At 58.2% G+C, this 19,761-nt stretch carries 15 protein-coding genes; 8 read left to right on the plus strand and 7 right to left on the minus strand.

All coding sequences use genetic code 11. From position 1 onward, the window contains the following. Positions 1-46: 46 nt before the first annotated feature. The 3 genes from LNV28_RS09900 (at position 47) to katG (ending at position 4,991) form a co-directional block, all read left to right on the plus strand. The gene (locus LNV28_RS09900; protein ID WP_263568839.1) at positions 47-1,231 is read left to right on the plus strand and encodes a hypothetical protein; all 1,185 of its coding nucleotides are present in this window, start codon (positions 47-49) and stop codon (positions 1,229-1,231) included. Between the two features lie 235 nt (positions 1,232-1,466). Beyond that, positions 1,467-2,117: a chitosanase gene (locus tag LNV28_RS09905; protein WP_263568840.1), complete on the plus strand. Its 651-nt coding sequence runs from the start codon at positions 1,467-1,469 to the stop codon at positions 2,115-2,117. Between the two features lie 672 nt (positions 2,118-2,789). Then, positions 2,790-4,991 (plus strand): catalase/peroxidase HPI, encoded by a 2,202-nt coding sequence (gene katG / locus LNV28_RS09910; RefSeq protein WP_263568841.1) that lies wholly within the window; start codon positions 2,790-2,792, stop codon positions 4,989-4,991. 188 nt (positions 4,992-5,179) lie between these two features. Here katG and LNV28_RS09915 read toward each other — a convergent pair whose 3' ends face one another. The 4 genes from LNV28_RS09915 to LNV28_RS09930 all read right to left on the minus strand — a co-directional run bounded on the left by LNV28_RS09915 (position 5,180) and on the right by LNV28_RS09930 (position 8,081). Then, positions 5,180-5,578, minus strand: a complete 399-nt coding sequence (locus LNV28_RS09915) for a hypothetical protein (protein ID WP_263568842.1) — start codon at positions 5,576-5,578, stop codon at positions 5,180-5,182. 221 nt (positions 5,579-5,799) lie between these two features. Beyond that, positions 5,800-6,354, minus strand: a complete 555-nt coding sequence (locus tag LNV28_RS09920; RefSeq protein ID WP_263568843.1) for an SCO family protein — start codon at positions 6,352-6,354, stop codon at positions 5,800-5,802. Between the two features lie 7 nt (positions 6,355-6,361). Then, the gene (locus LNV28_RS09925) at positions 6,362-6,766 is read right to left on the minus strand and encodes a hypothetical protein (protein WP_263568844.1); all 405 of its coding nucleotides are present in this window, start codon (positions 6,764-6,766) and stop codon (positions 6,362-6,364) included. 10 nt (positions 6,767-6,776) lie between these two features. Next, on the minus strand, positions 6,777-8,081 hold the full coding sequence (locus LNV28_RS09930; RefSeq protein WP_263568845.1) for a hypothetical protein: 1,305 nt from the start codon (positions 8,079-8,081) through the stop codon (positions 6,777-6,779). 1,085 nt (positions 8,082-9,166) lie between these two features. Here LNV28_RS09930 and LNV28_RS09935 point away from each other — a divergent pair. After that, a complete protein-coding gene (locus LNV28_RS09935; RefSeq protein WP_263568846.1) occupies positions 9,167-11,077 on the plus strand; it encodes a methyl-accepting chemotaxis protein in 1,911 nt (636 codons plus the stop codon). A 512-nt stretch (positions 11,078-11,589) separates the two neighbouring features. Here LNV28_RS09935 and hxsA read toward each other — a convergent pair. From hxsA to hxsB, 3 genes are read right to left on the minus strand one after another with little or no spacing between them, the layout of a single operon-like run. Continuing rightward, positions 11,590-12,255, minus strand: a complete 666-nt coding sequence (gene hxsA, locus LNV28_RS09940) for a His-Xaa-Ser repeat protein HxsA (RefSeq protein WP_263568847.1) — start codon at positions 12,253-12,255, stop codon at positions 11,590-11,592. Next, a complete protein-coding gene (hxsC, locus tag LNV28_RS09945; RefSeq protein ID WP_318013845.1) occupies positions 12,248-13,426 on the minus strand; it encodes a His-Xaa-Ser system radical SAM maturase HxsC in 1,179 nt (392 codons plus the stop codon). Before hxsC ends, hxsA begins: the two co-directional genes overlap by 8 nt. Beyond that, entirely contained in the window at positions 13,363-14,814 is a 1,452-nt protein-coding gene (hxsB, locus tag LNV28_RS09950; RefSeq protein WP_263568849.1) for a His-Xaa-Ser system radical SAM maturase HxsB, read from the minus strand. The genes hxsC and hxsB overlap by 64 nt, the downstream gene beginning before the upstream one ends. A 683-nt stretch (positions 14,815-15,497) precedes the next feature. On the opposite strand from hxsB, the gene LNV28_RS09955 reads away from it, so the two are divergent. The 4 genes from LNV28_RS09955 (at position 15,498) to LNV28_RS09970 (ending at position 19,718) form a co-directional block, all read left to right on the plus strand. Then, positions 15,498-17,045, plus strand: a complete 1,548-nt coding sequence (locus LNV28_RS09955; protein ID WP_263568850.1) for a methyl-accepting chemotaxis protein — start codon at positions 15,498-15,500, stop codon at positions 17,043-17,045. 1,212 nt (positions 17,046-18,257) lie between these two features. Then, positions 18,258-18,521, plus strand: a complete 264-nt coding sequence (locus LNV28_RS09960) for a hypothetical protein (protein WP_263568851.1) — start codon at positions 18,258-18,260, stop codon at positions 18,519-18,521. Beyond that, positions 18,487-19,107 carry an RNA polymerase sigma factor gene (locus tag LNV28_RS09965; RefSeq protein WP_263568852.1) on the plus strand — a complete coding sequence of 207 codons (621 nt, stop codon included), beginning with the start codon at positions 18,487-18,489 and terminating at the stop codon, positions 19,105-19,107. Before LNV28_RS09960 ends, LNV28_RS09965 begins: the two co-directional genes overlap by 35 nt. Further along, positions 19,107-19,718: a zf-HC2 domain-containing protein gene (locus LNV28_RS09970; protein ID WP_263568853.1), complete on the plus strand. Its 612-nt coding sequence runs from the start codon at positions 19,107-19,109 to the stop codon at positions 19,716-19,718. The genes LNV28_RS09965 and LNV28_RS09970 overlap by 1 nt, the downstream gene beginning before the upstream one ends. The last annotated feature ends 43 nt before the right edge of the window (positions 19,719-19,761 follow it).

The following is a 19,761-nucleotide window of genomic DNA, read 5'->3' on the forward strand; positions in this document are numbered from 1 at the left end:
GCAGGGCCCGATGTCGCTATTCAGGCGGCATTCCTGCACGACCAACTTGGCGATCAATTTGGTTGGGGGCAGCACGACCGATAGCAACAAACCGACAGCAATGGAGACCGACACTATGCATGCATTCCGACCTTTGCAACTGTGCGCGCTGATGGCGCTGGCAAGCATGGCCTCTCTGGCCACCGCAGCAACGCACTACGAAGGTGCCAAGTCGACCGCGGTCATCAAAGATGGCTGGCTCTACACCAACACTCAAACTGCGACCGGGCAAGCGCTCGTGACCGCGGTGAAGCCCGCAGCGGTGGCAGGTGTCATTGGTGTGGGCGACACGCGTGTTTACGGCGCAGCCTTTGACAAGGGGCGCAAGCTGAGCGTCAACCAGTGGCAAGCGGTCCTGAGCATGGACGCTTACCCTGAGAACAGCACGACCAACTACCAAGACCCCGGTCCCTGGCGCTATTGCGAGGTGGACTACGAAGCTGCACAGGGAATTTCAGACTATCGCGGCAACACCTTTGGCCCCGTTGGCGTGACCACGGTCGGTGACTTCCCTGACTATTTCAAGAAGGCTTTTGCCCCCAATGTTCTGGGCAAGCCTAACGCCACTAACGCTGACATGTTGGCCTGGGGCGTTCAGGTCACGGGCGTGCCGGCAGCCAGCTTCAAGGCTGACGATTCGAGGCTGGATCCGTATCCCAATCTTGCGCGTTCCAATGCCACCAAACGCGCAGCTCTGGGCAAGATCTGTCAGGCTTTGCAGGCAGCCTTTGACACCAAGCAAGTCCAGTATGTGATGAGCCACTACGCGCACATCGACAACGACAAGCTACAACCCGTGCTTACTGCTCTGAAGGGCCTGGGCTTCACGAACTTCAGCAGCTTCAATCTGGTCGGTTTGGCTTTTCAGGTGCAGGTGAACACCGGCTCCATAGCCAGCGCTTCTTCCTTCTCCTCGGTGCGCCAGGCAGGCAACTGCGGCAGCATGAGCGCAGAGACCTGCTTTGCCACCTACCTGACCGATCAATACATTCGCTGGTTGAAGTCGCCGAGCTTGGGCGATGACGCGTCCAATTGCTGGCGCGCCAACATGGCTCTGGACATCTATAAGAAGGACCCTACGATGTCCAGTCTGACCGTTGTCAATCAAGTCATCAACGGCAGCTATCCGAACAACTCCGGAAAATGCCCGACCTCGGGAGTTCGGTGGTCGAAGAACATGGCTTGGCAGTGAGTTCAGCGGATTGCTCGCAACTGGCCCAGCGGTGCTGCCCATTCTCGGAGTCTAGATCTTGAGAACTCTGCTTCGAAAGTGGGTGGCGCCCCTGCTGAGTGTCTGTGCGCTTTGTGCTTGCGGTGGCGGCAGTGCTGTCACCAGCCCAGATGGAAGCAGCGCACCTTCAGTTGAGGTTCCTGTCGCGGCTGCTCGGGCTTTGCAGCCCGAGCAGCGAAGGCGCGCAGAGTCATTGATGGCGATTTGGGAAAACGGGCAAATCGAGAAGGCCTATGGATATGCCGAGAACATTCGGGATGGCCGTGGTGTGACTTGGGGCTGGGTCGGTTTCACCACGGCCGATGGCGATGCCATCGCCGTGCTGGAAGAGTTTGAAAGCCTGCATCCCAATAACCCCTTGAGTCCTTTTTTGACGCAGCTGCGGGCCATGGCAGTCAGCGATGAGGCCGGTTTCATTCGAGCAGTTCATGCCTCAGCAAGTGGCGAGTTCAATGCGGATTTTGAACGAGCCCAGAATCACCAAAGCGACCTGAAGTACTACCTTCCCGCGCTGAAGGTCGCCCAAAAGCTGGGCCTGAAGACTGCAGCTGCGATCGCCCAAATCTACGACAGTGCGATCAATCATGGATTGGAAGGGGTGGACGCACTGGTGTCCCAAGCGACACAGGAGCTGGCTGGCACTCCGTCGAGCGGTATCGACGAAGTCCGCTGGCTCAATGCCTATCTGGACATCCGCTATCGCGTACTCGTTGCAGATCCAACGTGGCGTTCGTCTTCCGACAGAGTTGCGGTGTTCAAGGAACAGATCGTGGCGCGCGGCAATCTCAACCTGGATCGGCCCATCCATATTGAATCCGTCCAGTACGGAGTGTTTGACATCCGATAGAGCCTGCAATGCTCACGATTTGAGACTGTCCACCTGCCTGAATGGGGCAGCATGCGTCCTCAGGTGATCTACGCGCTGCTGCGCCGTCTGACACGCGGCTTGCATGCTTTCATGGCGTTTCAGTTGCAAGCCTGGGTACTGTTGGGCAGCACACTGCTCGCGACCATTGGCCTGCGTAGTTGGTTTCACGGGGATCGACGGCCACGCAAGAGGCGTAAATGGACCCGCTCGTACCGTCTACGTAGGGTCTGGCCATGGCGGCCCTGACCTGCGTGCGCATCTCAGGGGCTACGACGTAGCTCCTTTTCGGACGCCTCTAGCGTCCGTACGACATCGCCGTCACTCAAGCAAGGCTGATTTGATGGGATGTCTGCAAATTATTTGCGCATGGATCGATGGGCCCATTCGGTCGGGCTGCAGTGTGTGCCGCTTCGGGCTGATTGAGATGGAAGCAGGGCCAAAGGGCGCAGGCGAGGGTGGTCGTGTACCAAGGACATGCAATCGTGCCTGGATTGTCGGTGTCAGTGAGCCCAGGGGTTAGCAGTTTGAACCTAGAGGCCCCATCAGAGGTACTCAGATTCCATCAATCAGCGGCATAGGCAATGCCAATTAGACTGAGGAGTCCAATAGCAAAAACAATAGGGCTCGTTTTGTCAACCACAGGAGCGAACGATGACCCAAGAACTTAAATGTCCTTTTCACCAGACTGCGGCCCGCAGCACACATGGCGCGCAGTCCAACGCCAACTGGTGGCCGAATCAGCTCAATCTGGCGATCCTGCACCAGCACCAAGCTGCTTCTAACCCGATGGATGAGGGCTTCGACTATGCCGAAGCCTTCAAGACTCTGGACTACCCGGCGTTGAAGGCTGATCTGGCTGCGCTGATGACGGACTCCCAGGATTGGTGGCCTGCTGATTGGGGGCATTACGGCGGGCTCTTTATCCGTATGGCCTGGCACGCTGCCGGGACCTACCGCACGGCTGACGGCCGTGGCGGCGCCAACAATGGCAATCAGCGTTTTGCACCGCTGAACAGCTGGCCGGACAACGGCAACCTCGACAAGGCCCGGCGACTGCTTTGGCCGATCAAGCAAAAATACGGTAACGCTGTTTCCTGGGCTGACCTGTTCATCCTCACCGGCAACGTGGCCATGGAGACCATGGGCTTCAAGACTTTCGGTTTTGGCGGTGGGCGAGCCGACATCTATGCACCGGAGGAGGACATTTTCTGGGGCGCGGAGTCGGAATGGCTGGCGACCAGCGATAAACCCAACAGTCGATACAGCGGCGAGCGCCAGTTGGCCAATCCGCTGGCGGCCGTGCAAATGGGTTTGATCTATGTGAACCCGCAAGGCCCTGATGGCAATCCAGATCCGATCGCTTCGGGTCGCGATGTGCGCGAAACCTTTGCCCGTATGGCCATGAACGACGAAGAAACCGTCGCGCTGGTGGCTGGCGGTCATACCTTCGGCAAGATGCACGGGGCAGGCGATCCCACGCTCGTCGGTCCAGAGCCTGAAGCTGCGCCAATCGAAGAAATGGGTTTTGGTTGGATCAACAAGCTGGGTACCGGCGTGGGCGTTGACACAACCACCAGCGGTTTCGAGGGCGCATGGAAACCCAATCCGACCACCTGGGACATGGGCTACTTGAAAGTGCTTTTCAAGTATGAGTGGGAGCAGGTCACCAGCCCGGCGGGCGCAATTCAGTGGCAGGCCAAGAACGTCGCGCCCGAAGACATGGTTGCGGATGCACATGTCCCCGGGAAGATGCATGCGCCGCAGATGACCACCGCCGACATGTCTTTGCGGTTTGATCCTGCCTACGAGAAGATCGCTCGTCGTTTCCTTGCCCAGCCGGAAGAATTCGCCGATGCCTATGCACGTGCCTGGTTCAAGCTGACTCACCGGGATTTGGGCCCGAAGGGGCGCTACCTCGGCCCGGAAGTGCCAAGCGAAACGATGATCTGGCAAGACCCGGTGCCGACTCGCGAGCATGCGCTCATTGAGATGCACGATGTTGTCGAATTGAAGGCCCGCATTCGAGCGAGCGGCTTGACTGTGACTGAGTTGGTCAGTACTGCATGGGCCTCAGCCTCGACCTACCGCGGCAGCGATATGCGCGGCGGAGCCAATGGCGCTCGCCTGCGCCTTGCGCCGCAAAAGGACTGGGCGGTCAATCAGCCGGCGCAACTGGCCAAAGTGCTGGCTGTGCTGGAAGGCATTCAAAGCAGCTTCAATCAGGGCAGGACCGACGGCAAGCAAGTGTCGCTCGCCGATCTGATCGTGTTGGGTGGTGCCGCTGGCATTGAAATGGCTGCCAAGGCAGCCGGTCATGAGGTCGTGGTGCCGTTCAAGCCAGGTCGCACAGATGCAAGCCAGGCGCAAACGGACATTGAGTCTTTTGCCGTGCTTGAGCCGCAAGCTGATGGATTCCGAAATTGGCGCAAGATGGCCCTGAGTGTCTCCCCGGAAGAGATGCTCTTGGATCGTGCGCAACTGTTGACGCTGTCGGCGCCGGAAATGACGGTTTTGATCGGTGGTCTGCGGGTGTTGGGCGGCAATGTCGGCAATGCCGATGCAGGACTTCTGACAAAACGTCCGGGCCAATTGAGCAACGACTTCTTTGTGAATCTACTCGACATGTCGACGCAATGGCGCCCGGTCGAGGACAACCTGTACGAAGGACGCGATCGCAAGAGTGGCCAAGTGCGTTGGACGGCAACGCGCGTTGACCTCGCCTTTGGTTCGAACTCGCAGCTGCGCGCCTTGTGCGAGGTCTATGCCCAAGAGGACGGCAAGGCCAAGTTTGTCCGCGACTTTGTCGGTGCTTGGGACAAGGTGATGAACCTTGATCGCTTCGACTTGAAGTGATGCGTTCCGCGACGTTGGAGGTGTCGACGTCGCCGCAGGTCCGCTCCGTTTGGGCGGACCTGCTCGCACTGTTGTGGCTGGCTCAAGTTGCATGCAGCACGGACAGCGCCAAACACCAACTCCAGCTGATGGGATATCGGCGAGCGAAGACAGCATGTCGGATTTTGGCGGACGAACAGAAGCAGGTTTTACAGCTCGCGCAAAGGCTCAACGTTTGCCCCTGCGAGATTGCGCAGGCGCGCCGTATTGGTGAAATGGCGCGAGCAGCAACGTTCCCAGAGTGCCTTCGACGCATCTGCCAAGCGTACATAGGATTGAAGGCACTGCATGCCGACCGACCTGACTTGACTGAGTGGTGTGAAAGCCGACTGCGAATTCACGGGGCGCAGATGCAATTCATGGAATTCCCCGAGACCGGTCCACCTGAAGCGCATGCGCAGGAATATTAACCAAGTACCTACCTGATCGCCGGGACGCGTAGTTTCCGGCGAACGCTCGAACGCATGGAGCTTGAACGAATCAAGCTCGCATGCACTCCAATCGCGACTATTGCTGGCTTCTAAACGGTACCCGTTGCTGATTTGCATCGGTCCCGTGTGGCTCGATGGCAGGGGGCGAACGAGTCGCCTCAAATTCTTGACGCCCTTGGGCCGAACGCCAGCGAACGTATGTAGGACTGAGTTCATGCCGCCCAACATTTGGCGCTGCAGCACGCTGCGATGCTGCTGAATGACAGCGTGCAGACCGCCTAAGCAGGCCGCGAGTTGCAAGGGCCGCGGCATTGCAGCCTGAGGCGGACGTGGTGAACTCAATCAGCCAGGAAGCTGGCGGCCGAGATGTCGAAGGCGTCCATCGCGCGCAAGACCTGACCCCGGGCGTCGAGGCGCAAGATGCGGAAGTCGTGCATCACCCGGCCGTCGTAGAGCCACCAGCGTATGCCCAGAGTTTTGGCGACGAGATCCGTGTCGGCACGCTTGCCGGTCAGGAAGTGCCAGTTTTCTCGTTTCATGCCGCGCATCTCGCGGTATTCCCGCCACAGGGTCGGCGTATCGTGCTCAGGGTCGATGCTGATGACGAAGAAGCGCAGCTTTTGGCCACGGCGGTCAGCTTCGGCCTGGATTTCGGTCAATTTGCGCCAATTGACCGTGCAGACAAAACGGCACTCGCTGTACTCCATCGCCACAATGGCCGGCTGGCCAGCGAAGTCAGCGAGGTTGTGTTGGCGCTCGTGGTCATCGACGAAGCGACCAGGCAGGCGCCACAGCATCGTGCCGCTATCTGCGGTGCTGCCGGCTAGCGCTGCCGCCGGCACGGCCATCACCAGGGCAAAAAGCAGCGTTGCATTGAACCAGTTTTGGCGCATGGGCTGCTCAGTATTTCTGCAGCACCTTGACGTCAGCCGAGGCTTTGGACACGTAGCCTACGGCGCCCGGTGTGGACTTGACCGCAGCGATCACCTCAAGATCACTTGCGCGTACTGGCGGCGGATTGATGCCCTCGCGGAAACCTTTCTTGGCCCAAATGGAAGCGTACTTTGCCGCATCGACCTTGATCACCTTGGCGAGGAAGTCGGCTTGCGCAGCGCTGTTGTCCATCGGAGCGAGCTTGGTCCCGCCGGCGGTTTGTTTGTCGCCGACAAAGACCTCCCGGATTTCGTCCGCACTGAGTGTGACGTTGGCATTGGCGATCATGAACACATCACCGGCTTGAGCCGCTTGCGACAGCAGCAGTGAGGTGGTGAGGGCGGCGGCAAGCAGAGAAGTGGGTTTGTGCACGGCCTGCTCCTTAGAAACGGATCGCGTATTGCGCACGCAGCGAATTGACGGTGCCCAAGGGATTGGCGGCATCCCGGTTGTTGTCCAGCTGCACCTTCACAGCCGACCTTGGATCAAGGTCATAGCGCAGTCCGATGCTGGCTTGACGGTAGGAACTGCCGCTCTCCTGCAGGGCGAAATAGGGGTCGGCGCTATCCAGCGAGGCCTTCTCGACTCGGACAAAACCAGTCAGCCTGCTGGCGAGGTTGTAGCCGACCTGCATGTACGCGGCCCAGGAGCGATGCTTACCACCACCGCTGGCGAGATCGCGATTGTTGAATCGGTAGTACTCGCCGATCAGCTCAAAGCTGTCGCCCTCCCAAAAACCGTAGCCCCCAAGGAACTGGGTGCGGGCTTTGCCCTGGGTACTGCCGTTGGCATTTTCTCCGCCGACCGTTTGGCGCATGCCGTGCAGACCGAGAGTCAGGCCGGGCACCGCCTTCAGGCTCAAACCGACATTGAAGCCGAGCATAGGGCTGCGGTTGTCATCACCGCTGGCATTGAAGTCCAGAACGCCTTCGCTGATGCGATTGCCGTTGCCAGTGTAGAAGTCGTAGTTCACCCGACCTAAATCTGTGGATGCCCGGCCGGTCACCCAGGCGCCGACTGTGTGTGCCGGCAAAATTCCACCTTGGTCCTCGAAGGCGATGAAGCGCGGCCGGGTGATCGCGGTCTGGATCTGCGCGCCGTGGTGGAAGGCGGTATTCCAGTAGCCATAGGGGGTGTGGAAGCGACCCGCCCAGAGCACGAAGTCATCGCTGAAGGCATAGCCGATTTGCAGTCGTTCGGCGTCTGTGGCCAGCGAGCCACCTTCGCCGTACTCGAACGCCAGTTCGATCAAGCTGCGCACGTTGCTGCCGAACTGAGGGGTTAGGTAAATGTCCATCACACCGAGCTTGCTGCCACTACGCAGGCCATCGGCGCTCTTGTTGTGGTGGACATAGCCGACATCGAGAAAGCCATGCAGGGGCACGCCAGTGTCTGTGCCCCTATTAGCACTTGCGGTGGCGGCTGCCAGGTCGCGCACGCCTTGCTCCAGTGTTTCGATTCGAGCTTGGGCTACCGGGTCAGGTTCGACAACTGGCGTCTTTGCCGGCTGTGCAGGTGCTAACGCCATCGCCGCTTTGGGCTGCTTTTCCAACTCGGCCAGGCGCTGGTTCAGTTGCTCGATCACTGCGAGGCTCTTCTCCAACTTGGTTTCGAGCGCCTTGATGCGCTCTGCTTCCTTGCTGTCTTTGGCAGCTGCCATAGCTGGAAGCGTGTAGGCGCTTGCCAAGGCGACGGCCAAGGCGCTCACGCGCAGTCGGGAGAGTTTCATTCGGGCTCCGTAGAAGATGGGTTGAGTGGGGTGAGCGGTCCGGTTTCGGGGCGGCGGGTCGCTTCATGCGGACAACGGCAGAAGCGGTTAAAGAGAGCGAGCTGGAAGTGACGCATCCTAGGCAAATGGCTCACCTTTGTTTGTCGCATAAAACAATACGGTCCGCCAGTTCTTTGCAACTTTCGATACCGATTGTTGTAAATGTATGGAATCATTGTTTCCCTAAAATCGGTGGCGCCGGTCTGGCTTCAATCCAGGTGCGCGCAAGCCGCAGGCCTATCGAGCTGATCCAAGGAGGCGGAACATTTGCAGGAATCAGGATGTACGTCCTAAGTAGAGTCAGCATTCGAGCGCGTTCGATGAGGTCGTTTTGCGTGATCAGAGCTTCTCCCATGGTTGGCGCTGTTTTGTCTTTGAGCGGCCGCTTTCACGGTCGATTCAAGGTTGTCTATTTGGAACTAGCGAAGTCGATTCAGGTTCGGGCGGAGATCGGCGCTTTCATGGTGCGGATTCCGTTGTTCGATCACGCTGAAGCTTCATTGGTGCTTGGCTAGAGGCGCCGAGATGCGCTTGGTCCCCTTGCTGTCCTTCGCTGCCGCAACAGTCGGACGCGACAGGGTTCTGGCCAAGGCGAAGGCCAGGGTGATTTCTCGCAGTTGGGAGAGTTTCATGCGGGCTTGATGGTTGACGGGTAGCGCAGCGCCAGTCCCTTTGTCTGTGCCGCGCCTCTTTCACCTGTCCGCATGTGGTGCCGAATGGGCCTATCTGAACTGCGCTCATCCAAGGCAGATGGACGATTCCATAACGTTGACCCAGCAGGCACGGCTCCTATTTTCTCAAGCGACCGCACTTGCCATAGATCACGACCACAACCGCCCATTGAGGGACCCGTCTGAGTCTGACCGGGTGCCGCTTCATGTTTGCTTTTCGCGCTTCCCTCTGGTTGGAACCTGACCGGAAGTGGCGCAGCGCTCTAAATTGAGGAGTTTTAAATGCCGAGGGATGTTTCCAGGTCGGGTTCGAATCACCAAGGATTCAAGCGCTTGTTCTCGCCAGCGCTGCGCCTTATGCAGCGCTGCCAGTTTTCGGCCAAAGCCGCCATCATCAGCGCGGCCTTCTTGATTCCCATGCTGGTCTTGCTCAGTTCGTTCTGGCAGACCAAGCGTGAACTGATCGAGGCTACGCGTGTGGAGCGCAGAGGCGTTGAATACGTAGCCAAGCTGTTGCCTGTGCTGCGGCAAGCGCAAGTGCATCGCGATGCAGTGTTGCGTCAGAGCGTGAAAATGGCTGGCGGTGAAGTAGGTGGCGCCACGGCACTGACTCACGCGATCAAGGCGCTGAAGCCGCTGGATGCGCAGTTTGGCGCATCCTTCGAGACGGCCGAACCATTGGCAAAGGCTGAGCAGGCCTTGGCGAGCTTGCCGGGCAGCAGCGAGGGCCTCTTCAAGCTCTATGCTGGACATGCGAAGCATGTGGCTGGCTGGTCGCGGGTTCTGGGTGCGGTGGTGGATTCCAGCGGGTTGGTGCTCGACCCTGATCTGGATAGTTATTTCACGATGGACGCTGCCTTTCTGGTGCTCCCGGAATTGATCGAACACGTGAGCAAGATGGGCATTCTTTCGGCCACGAGTTCGGCCGCCGGACAGGGGGCTGATATTGCGGCGCAGGAGTTGGCGCGAATGGATGCGCTGATCGAACTGTTCGAAGCCCGCCTCATCGACGATGCCTCTAAAGTGGCCAAGGCCCGGACGGAACTCGCGGCTGTCTTGGACCTTGCCGAATTGCCAAAGCAGATTGCCAAGTTCCGCGATTTGGCCACCGATTCACCGGGTGCGGGTGGTGTGGAGCAGGCGCAGAAGGTCTCCGCCAGTGCGGATGCATTGGTCTCGCAACTCTGGAAGCTGCAAGGCAAGTACAACCAATTGTTGGCCGCCATGTTGGAAATGCGGGAAGCTGATTTGGGTGGCCGGCTGACATCGACCCTGGCGCTGGTGAGCGGCTTCATTGTGCTGGCGGCTTATCTGTTTTATGCCTTTGCTTTGGCCATGAATGCAGGCATGCGCGCGGTGACACGCGAGGTAATCGCAGTGGCCGATGGTGATTTGACGACAGCAGTCAGAGTGCGCGGTCGTGATGAATTGAGCCAGGTGCTGTTGCATATGCGCGATATGCAGCAACGTCTGTCCGGAACGCTGGGTAAGGTGCAGCGCTCAGCCGATCAAGTCGCTTCGGCCAGCCAGCAACTGACAATCGGCACATCAGATCTATCCAATCGTACCGAGCAGACCGCAGCGCAATTGCAGAAGACGGCCAGTTCCATGGAACAGATGCAAGTCACAGTGGCCAGCACTGCTGCAACGACTCGGGAAGCGGCCGCGCTTGCGGAGCGAAATGCCAGCGTGGCGTCGCGCGGCGGTGAGGTGATTGGCGAGGTCGTGGCGACGATGCAGCGCATTCAGTCTTCAGCCAACACCATCAATGACATCATCGGCTTGATTGATTCGATCGCGTTCCAGACCAATATCCTGGCGTTGAATGCGGCGGTCGAAGCGGCTCGTGCGGGTGAACAGGGCAAAGGCTTTGCTGTGGTCGCGTCTGAGGTGCGTAGTTTGGCCCAACGATCGGCCAATGCAGCGAAGGAGATCAAGGGGCTGATCGGCGTCAGCGTCGAGCAGACCGAATCCGGCGTGCGGGTTGTGCGTCAGGCCGGCGCGACGATGGAGGAGATTGTCTTGTCAGCGGGTCGAATAAATCAACTGCTTGCTGATATCGCTCGGGCTACCGCAGAGCAATCCATTGGCATCAGTCTGGTGAGCGAAGCGGTGGGCCAGCTGGATCAAATGACACAACAAAACGCGGCCTTGGTTGAGGAGACGCTGGCGGCCTCCAACACGATGATGGAGCAAGCGGCCGGGCTGGCTACTGAGGTGGGCACCTTCAAGCTGCCTGGATGAGAGACTCGCAGTCGCGAGGCAAGAAGGAGGCAGAAGTTCTAGTGTCTATTGGCAGTGCACAGCTGCCTCTTCGTCGAGCTGCGAGAGGAAGTAGCAGAGTCCTCGCCACCTTGACGGTCGAGTGACCAGCGACTGCGCTTAGACAAATACCCAGGCTTCGGAATGTGCGCCATTGGATGTGTCGCAGCATAGGTGTACGGATGTCGCCCCAGCGTGTGTGCGAAGGGCACCTTGATGACAGGTCTCACATTCGGGCTTGGGGTATGGGTTTGGTTTGTGTCGAAGTCCATGCCTTGGTGGTGCTTGCTGGCGCGTCTTCATCGACTTTTCCATCAGCATCAGGCTAGACATCGATGCCAGAGCTCCAGCCCGAACGTCACCGTTCATCCAAATGGGGCGTCTACGCTCGAAAGTGGCCAGGGATGGGCTTCGCCGGCATCCACCAGCTCTTCGACTTGGTGTAACTGCAAGTGCTGAATGAGCTTACCAATACGCATCGCTGAGATGCTCGCTTAGTTCACAGCAGGAAGACCGAGCGCGTTCATTGTTTGTGTCGTCATCATCCCGGTGGTTGGCAAGTTCTTCACCGTCTGGAAGTTCGACAAGGCCTCCCGCGTTTCAGCAGTGAAGACGCCGTCCACGACCCCATGAAACAGGCCCAGGCGCTTCAATGCGATTTGCACACGCATGACCTGTAAACGGAGCTTCTCGCCTCGGGTCAAGTCTGGTGCCGCGCCCTCGTCTTGCTGAGCCGACGCCTTTGAGGCGCTTCCCAGTGGCTGCGCTGCCGCGGGGATTGGAGCCTTTGACTTCGTACCCTTCTGATCCGCTCCCGAGTCTTCAGGCACCAAGGAGTAAGACTGTCGCGGCGGCGGAGCCGGAGTCAGCGTCGGGGTGGGGGCTGGCGTTGGTACATAGTACGGTGGTGGACTTGGCGCCGCCGACCCTGTACCAGACCCGGAGTAGTGCGAACTGTGGCTGGCGTGCGATCGGTGGCTGGAATGGGATCGGTGGCCAGCGAACAGGTTGTCCATCTCAAGGTTCAGCGGCCTCAGAGACACGGGCTTGGGTTCGAGTGGCGGGGACGCGGATCCTGTCGCGGCCTCGGCATTGGCCTTTGTGCCGAGTAGCGGGGCACTGGCGATGAAGAGAGCCAGGGTATGAATGAATTTAGACATGTGCGCCTCCAAAAACCTGCACAGGGACGGGCTTGATGCCCGTTCGATAGAGTGAGCTCTTGTCCCAAACGAAGAAGCCTGCACACGCTCCTTTGAGTGCGCAGCCTTCGCATGCGGGCGTGTAGTCGTTCTTCCAGTCTGAAATGCTTCGAGCTGCGAATCGCCGCAGTGGTTCGGGTACTTTGCAAAGAGGCATGTTCATCAGGACTGGGCATATGCCGCTATGCACCAAGTTCTGGACGGCGACACCCAATTCGTCGGCATATTCAGTGACGTCGACGAGGCACGCTTCCTGGTTGGCCAACGCAAACCCGATCGGTTCCGTGGCCATCAAGGCTGCCGCTTTAACAAATGGCAAACTGTGCCCTACAAAACGGGCCCATTGCTCAAGATGCTCAATCACGGGCTTCACCATCACGGTTCGGAGCTGAATGCCTTGGCCGAATTGCTGAAGATTGAGCAGCCCCGAGAGCGTTTCGTCAAAGGCTCCGGCGGACTGCACGACGAAATCATGGACTTCATCGTTGCCTGCATACAGCGGGATAAGCCAGTTGGTACGACCAGGTGGCAGTCCGCTGAGGAGGGCCTCCGCCACCTGGTCATCGCCAAGACAGCGGCCGTTCGTGAGCACCTCCACTTTGGTATCCGGCCACCGCGAATGGATGCAATCGAGGAGTTTTCGCAGCCGCATTGGCTGGAGCGTCGGTTCCCCTCCTGTGATCCCGACCACTTCCGGCGCAACGGACACCAGTTCGACAATGCGCTCTGCCTCGGTGAAAAGCCAACCGTCATCGTCTGAAGTCGGTGGCTGCGAGCACATCAGGCAGCGGCTATTGCACTGATTGGTGACGAACAGAGTGTGATGGCGGTCGCTGGGGCGAAAGCAGACGACGGCGCGGGAGCTACCCTGCGCCAGTTTCACAATGTCTCCGACCTCGAGGGAGCCGAGCGCACCAGGTTCCTGAGCTGAAGTTCGCGTTCGAACTTCGATGGTGATAGGGCCTGTCCAGTTAGACCCACTCAATTGAGCCAGGTCAGGGTCGATCCGGTCCACCCTGAACATGCCAGAGGCATGTGCTTCAGTCGTTAGGTGCACATTCCGCATGACTACGAGCCCTGTCCGGCCGGACTTGCCCAGGCATGAAAGAGCACCCCAGCGCTGCCCCCGCATTCCCGGGTCGCAACCAGTCTTTGCAGCATCTCGCCAAAGAGTGCTTTGCTCCTGAGGCAGTGCTCAGTGCTGGCCGTTGGCCGAGCAGTGCCACTCAATGATGCTGCATCGACAGGGCTGGGAGCGCAATGGTGCTTGAACGAACAGGCCTTGCAGGCCTTATCAGCATCGGCGGAGCCTTCACGGGCGATGCGTTGAGCGGCTTCGCTCGCCAGCAAGGTGGTGAGAGGCGTACCGATGAGTCCCATCCGGAAGCTGGTGTCACCCGCTTCAGCGAGCATCCGCGCCTCGTCGCTTGGGTAGACATGCCCGTCGTAGTTGTAGACCAGCACGGCGCTGCCGGCTGCGTTCGGACTTTGCAGGTCCACATAGCCCGCGTCGAAGCTGCCAATCAGCTTGTTCAATACGAGGCTCGCGTGGACTTCCCGGATGGGCACTCCTCTGTCGTTCCACCAGAGAATTCGGTCGAGCGCTCGTCGGTAGAAAGCCATGAAGGCGTTTGTGGTGTATCCCAGTAGTCCAAGGTTGCGGCGCGCAAATCCGTAGTGGCTGAGCGGGCGAAGGAAGATCTCGTGCAGCCCGAGCGACACATATTCATCAACGATGTCCTCAGGATGATCAAGGCTGGTCTTGGTGGTTGTCATCAAGGCAGAAATGCTCTCGCGGCCCAGTACTTCGACAGCCAACTTGATGCCAGCAACCGTGCGATCGTAGGAGTCACGACTTGGAATAGGGCGGTTCTTGTTGTGCAGCCAGGCGGGCCCGTCAATGCTTGTCGATAACTTGACGTCGTACTGGGCAAAGTATCGGCACATGTCGGCAGTGAGTTGGTGGAGCGTCGAGGCGATGACGAAGCGAATGGGGCGTCCTCGGCGATTGTGGTGATGTGCCAGCGCTTCGATTCCGAACTCAACAAGGTCGAATCGATTCAAGGGGTCGCCCCCTTGGAACTCGACAGTGAGGGAGCTCGCGCCGCTGTCCATGATGGTGTCACAGGCCATCAAAAGTTGATCCTGCGTGAGCGAAAAGCCTTCTGAATCGATTGCTCGGCTGACCTGGCAATACTGGCAGCTGTGCGCGCACTGCAGGGTTGGGACAAGAATATGTAGTTCCGGCCCGTTGGCGGCGATCGAGCGCTTCGCACTCAGTCTGGCGGCATACAGGCGATCCAGGCCTGGGCTGTTTCCAGCGCTTTTCAACACGTGCCTGGACTTGAGCTCGCGGACCGTGGCTGCTGGAAGGCCGGCGGGATCCCGTAGAAGTTGCTCGACTTCAATCGGGGACAGGAAGACCACTTCCCCAACCGGGGACAGGCAGGCCATCAGGGTTTCGTTGATCTGATGTACTTCGAAACTACGGATCTCTGGCGCATAACCTCCAAACTTCACGGGGACACTCCCTTCTTGCTGGTGTTTGAGTATTCAAGAGTAGCGTCGACATGGTTGAAGGCTTCTTCATCGAAATCCTGTAAGGGCTCGTCGATGTAAAGCCTCATCCGGTGGCACCTCGTGAGTCAACTGGACGCGGACGAGCCGCGGAGAAAATTGCGGTCAAGACTAGCGTTTTCGTCGGCGTACCTTCTGTCGCGAGAATTGTCGACATAGCTTTCACGGAATGTGGAGCGTGGCTTTCGTTGAATAGCCGTGGTCGCAACGGCCTGCGATCTGCCGCCAACTTGGCCCCATCCTGAAAGATGCAATTGGCTGATGGATCCCATGTGTTTGGGTTGATGGTCTCAAGCACCTGGCTGCTCCAGTAGGGCGTTTGACTCAGTGGGTTCTCTCGGCTTGAGTTCGAGCGCGTACCGAACACCAGCGCTTTGCTCAGGTGAGGTTGGTTCAAGAACGCTCTTGCGACCATTGGCATAGAGACAAGCTCTGCTCAACTGGATAGATTCTCGTAGACCAAGATTTGCCTGGAAATTCCGTGCAACTCCGTCTACCGATTGTCGCGCATTTATGGAATCATTGTTTCCCAAAATAAGGTGGCGCATCGCTTGCCTTGAATCAAGAGTGCGCAAGCCGATGGCCTATTGAGCTGATGCGGGGTAGGACCAATTTCAGGAGCCAGGATGTACGTACTAAACAGAGTCAGTATTCGAACCCGTTTGATGGCGTCATTTTGCGCAATTGCAGCTCTGCTTGCGATTAGCGCTGTTTTGTCTCTGTCCTTGATCGACCAGGTTCACGGTCGACTGAAGACTGTCTATTTGGATCGAACGAAGGCGATCCAGTCTCTGGCGGAAATCAACTACCTCATGGTGCGCAATCGAGTTCTCGTTCTCGACATGCAACAGAGGCCAGATCAAGAGAATTTGACAAAGCGAAGCGTTGAGATCTTGAGCAACGTCGAGCGTGTAGGGAAGGCCTGGGACGCGTACAAATCTACAGCGATGGCTCCGGACGAAGAGCGTTTGGCTGAGCAATTCATTGCTGTGCGCTCGCGTTACGTGAAAGAAGGAATACTGCCAGCGATGCGGGCGATGCAAGCTGGCAAGTTGGAAGAGAGCTTGAAGGTCAATTCAGACGTTATTCATCCAATTGCACCCATGGCGCAGAAAGCATTGGATGAATTGATCTTGCTGCAAACCGATGTAGCGAAGAACGAGTACGAGCAGGCAACGGAGGACCGGGCTACAGCGATGAAGCTGACGATTGGCGCTTCGTCCGTCGGTATCGCGGCTGCACTCTTCTTCGCTTGGCTGGTTACTCGCTCCATCACCAAGCCTCTAGCGCTGGCCATTGACTTCTCTGAGCAAATCAAAAACGGAAATCTACGAGCCCGAATTGACAACGTCACCAGTGATGAGCTGGGTGTGCTGTCTCAGGCGCTGCGCGAGATGCAAGGGGCACTTTCTGGCTTGGTACTCAGCGTGCGAGAAAATGCTCACAGCGTCGCCACTGCAAGTGTTCAGATCGCCCTTGGAAACTCTGATCTCAGTCAGCGCACTGAAGAGCAAGCCAGTGCGCTGGAGCAAACGGCGGCCACCATGAGTCAGTTGGATGCCGCGGTCCAGAACAATGCGAACAATGCGAGGGATGCGAATGAGCTGGCCCATGCGGTGGCCAAGACTGCGATCCGTGGCCGCGAGGTCGTTGGTGAAGTCGTATCGAGCATGGGGGAAATCAGCTCGGCCTCCGCCCGCATCTCTGAAATCATTGGCACCATCGATCAGATCGCCTTCCAAACGAACATCCTGGCGCTCAATGCCGCTGTGGAAGCCGCTCGCGCAGGGGAGCAGGGGCGTGGCTTTGCCGTGGTTGCGGGTGAAGTCCGGGCTTTGGCGCAAAGGTGCGCAGCCGCCGCGAAGGATGTCAAAACACTGATCGGTGCGAGTGCAGTTTCCGTTGAAAAAGGAACGTCGATGGTTGAGCACGCAGGCTCAACCATGGCGGAGCTGTTGCATTCGATTGAAATCGTTACATCGAGGGTAGGCGGCATTGCGGCAGCAAGCGTGCAACAGGCGAATGGCATTCGACAGGTCAGTGAAGCCATCAGTCAGATGGATCGAGTTACGCAGCAAAACTCTGCATTGGTCGAGCAATCGGCCGCCGCAGCTGAAAGCTTGAAACATCAATCTAGCCAATTGGTGGACGCTGTCGCTCGATTTCAAGCGTAAGGGGTGGGTGCTTGTCAGCCATCAAATCCAGAGCAAGGTGGCAATGGTCAGATGCGGTTGATTTTGATGGTGCAGGCCCTGCCAGACGAGATGGTTTCCCGGAAGAAGGGGGCAATGGACTGTTGCTGCTTCTTCTGCTCGTCGGTTGCGCAGTTTGCAGCTGGTCCTTCTTGCCTGCACCATGCTTTGCGGTCAACTATTCGATGGTGCCGCTACTTTGCGGCTCCCCGCTCGCAGCTGGCCCAGTGTCAAGGGTCTCTGTCATATCAAGTACCTTGGCGAGAGAGTGGTTCTGCTCGAGTCTTGCCTTGTGGACTCGGGCTACTGTTGGGCCTGAAGTGCATTCAATCCGTTGGCGATCGCCCTTTGCCTCCTAGGCCGGCGATCCGCAGAACCCAGATGTGGTGCCGTGGTTCTGGGGATGCATAGAGACCTCATGTATTTGTGAGGCTGTTCATCTTCTGATCCCAAAGGATGAAAGAGCGGAGTTCCTATGTATGAGCAGCCATGGGTTGAGAGTTCGATGGACGACGAGCCTCAGTCGGGCCGACAGATAGGCGTCCGTTGCCGATGGCTTCGTTACGAATTGGATGGAGCGTGCTTACACCTCAGTTCGGCATGTTTATATGTGCCGGGTGTCTGGTGAAATCCACGGACATGACGCCGTTGGAGGCAGATGCCTCATCCGCCGGCCAGGTCCAGCCAGTTGGAGGATGGTGTGTTTGCCAGTCTACCCTTGAAGGAGTTTGCCACTTGGGCGTGTGCCACTTTGGTGGAGGCGAGTCGGCCGAGGGGGCATTGGTGGAGACTGCGACTCTTAGTTTTAATGGAAATCTACGAGGCTTTGATACCAAAAATCTGCTGGACTCCGCGAAGTTCCAAAGGTCGACGCTCGCGAGAGTGCGAATTGGCATGTCGCTAGGCAGTTCTGCCGTACTTAAATGCGGCGAACGTGCCCCGGCCAGATCTGGCAATCGCATTCCGGGCGCCCAGGGGGGCGTCGACGCATTGCCGAGCGGTCCAAACACATTCAAGGGTGAGTCGGTGTCGGCTAGCACCTTGCTCTCTGGGCCTTTGGGCGCTAATCGCGGTGCGGGAGGTAGCTGTGACGTCGGCGCTCGAGTCAAGCAAGGAGACGCTGGCTGCAGCTTCGTGACTGCGTCGTCTGCAATAGCTCCTGCAATGAGAGGTGTACTCAGTGCGCAGGCAGTCATGCAGAAATATCGCCTTGTCGAAGTGTTTGGTTCGACAGCTCATGATCGACGTTCAAGCAGTACGACGCTCTCTTTAAGCAGGTGTGCGCTTCAGTTCAGATCAACCATGCGTCGAAGGACTGGCCTTACAGAAAGTGAGGCTTTGTCCATTGCTGCGGTGACGGATGCTGCATTTGGATTGAACCTTTTGTTGCTCGTCTGGAACTCAAGGGTTTTCGAGGACAAGAATGTTGAAGTGGCCCAGCTCCAAAAAAATGCGTGAGGATGCCCCGGTTGATGGTCGAACGCCGTCGGCTGAGTCCGCGGAGTTGGCGCTGCTGGAGTCCATTAAGCGTGGACGGCGGAGCGAATTTGACGTCCTCTACCGGATCTATCACCCCCGGTTGTGGCGATTTTTAGCGCACATGATGCGCCGCCCGGAAGCGATCGAGGAGGTGTTGAATGACACGATGATGGTTGTTTGGCAGCGCGCTGAGAGCTTTGACGGGCGCAGCAAGCTGTCGACATGGATTTTTGGTATCGCCTACCGCAAGGCGCTTAAGGCATTGGCTAGGCAGGACTTGCCGGTGGACGACGGAAGCGTTGATGAGCCGATGGATCCCGGGCCAGGACCGGAGCAGCGTTTGGATCTCGAGCAACTGCGTGGTCGGCTGCGTGAAGCAATGGCAGAGCTGTCGCTCGAGCATCGGACGGTTGTGGAGCTCTGTTATTTCCATGATATGGCCTATGCCGAAATTGCTGATGTGGTGCGCTGTCCACCCGAGACCGTGAAAACGCGAATGTTTTACGCTCGGCGGCGGCTACGTCTGCTGTTGGACGACTTGGCCGGGCGGCAAGGTGAATTGTGATGAGCGTGGTCGTACACATGGAAAAAGATGAACACGTGGCTGTGCAGGCCCTGCTGCCCTGGTTTGCGCGCGGCAAGCTCGGGGAGGCTGATTTGAAGCAAGTGCGGCAACACTTGTTGCACTGCCAGGCTTGCCGCAATGAGTTGGCTGCTGAGCAACCCATGCAGACGGTGCTGGCCGTGGCGCGAGCTCAAGGTGATTGCGGTGATGTCGAGGTGGGCTTAGCCAAGATGCACGCACTGATGCGGCCTGCCAAGTCGACGGCATCTACGGTGCCGCGGTGGATTGCTTGGGTACTGGGCCTACAGGGGGCGGCGATTGCCATGTTGCTGGGTTTGTGGCTGCAGGCGAGCCCGGCTGAGTCGGTCTATGAAGGATTGTCGGCTTCTAACAGCGTGCCTGTTGTTGCGGATGCATTGGTCATGTTCAAGCCCGAGACGAGTGAACGCGCAGTGCGTAAGTTGCTGCTGTCCGAGGGGGCTAGTGTTGTAGGTGGACCTACTGAAACCGGCGCTTGGTTGTTGCGCGTTGATGCGAAAGGCCTCGCTGCACTCCGCAAAGCGCCTATCGTTGCGCTTGCAGAGTCACTGCAACCGAGACCGCCGCGATGAGGGCTTGGCGGAACACCCTTGTTTTGTGGGCCTGTTGGTTGCT

The sequence above is a fragment of the Paucibacter sp. DJ2R-2 genome, from assembly GCF_025717675.1.
GTDB lineage: Bacteria > Pseudomonadota > Gammaproteobacteria > Burkholderiales > Burkholderiaceae_C > Paucibacter_A.

What these genes read in the sequence shown, in the direction of transcription:
- LNV28_RS09970 (WP_263568853.1), top strand. Translation starts at nt 19,107, where the DNA reads ATGAGCGTGGTCGTACACATGGAAAAAGATGAACACGTGGCTGTGCAG.
- katG (WP_263568841.1), top strand. Translation starts at nt 2,790, where the DNA reads ATGACCCAAGAACTTAAATGTCCTTTTCACCAGACTGCGGCCCGCAGC.
- LNV28_RS09905 (WP_263568840.1), top strand. Translation starts at nt 1,467, where the DNA reads ATGGCGATTTGGGAAAACGGGCAAATCGAGAAGGCCTATGGATATGCC.
- LNV28_RS09960 (WP_263568851.1), top strand. Translation starts at nt 18,258, where the DNA reads ATGCAGAAATATCGCCTTGTCGAAGTGTTTGGTTCGACAGCTCATGAT.
- LNV28_RS09955 (WP_263568850.1), top strand. Translation starts at nt 15,498, where the DNA reads ATGTACGTACTAAACAGAGTCAGTATTCGAACCCGTTTGATGGCGTCA.
- LNV28_RS09920 (WP_263568843.1), bottom strand. Translation starts at nt 6,354, where the DNA reads ATGCGCCAAAACTGGTTCAATGCAACGCTGCTTTTTGCCCTGGTGATG.
- hxsC (WP_318013845.1), bottom strand. Translation starts at nt 13,426, where the DNA reads ATGCGGGGGCAGCGCTGGGGTGCTCTTTCATGCCTGGGCAAGTCCGGC.
- hxsA (WP_263568847.1), bottom strand. Translation starts at nt 12,255, where the DNA reads ATGTCTAAATTCATTCATACCCTGGCTCTCTTCATCGCCAGTGCCCCG.
- LNV28_RS09965 (WP_263568852.1), top strand. Translation starts at nt 18,487, where the DNA reads ATGTTGAAGTGGCCCAGCTCCAAAAAAATGCGTGAGGATGCCCCGGTT.
- LNV28_RS09915 (WP_263568842.1), bottom strand. Translation starts at nt 5,578, where the DNA reads ATGCAAATCAGCAACGGGTACCGTTTAGAAGCCAGCAATAGTCGCGAT.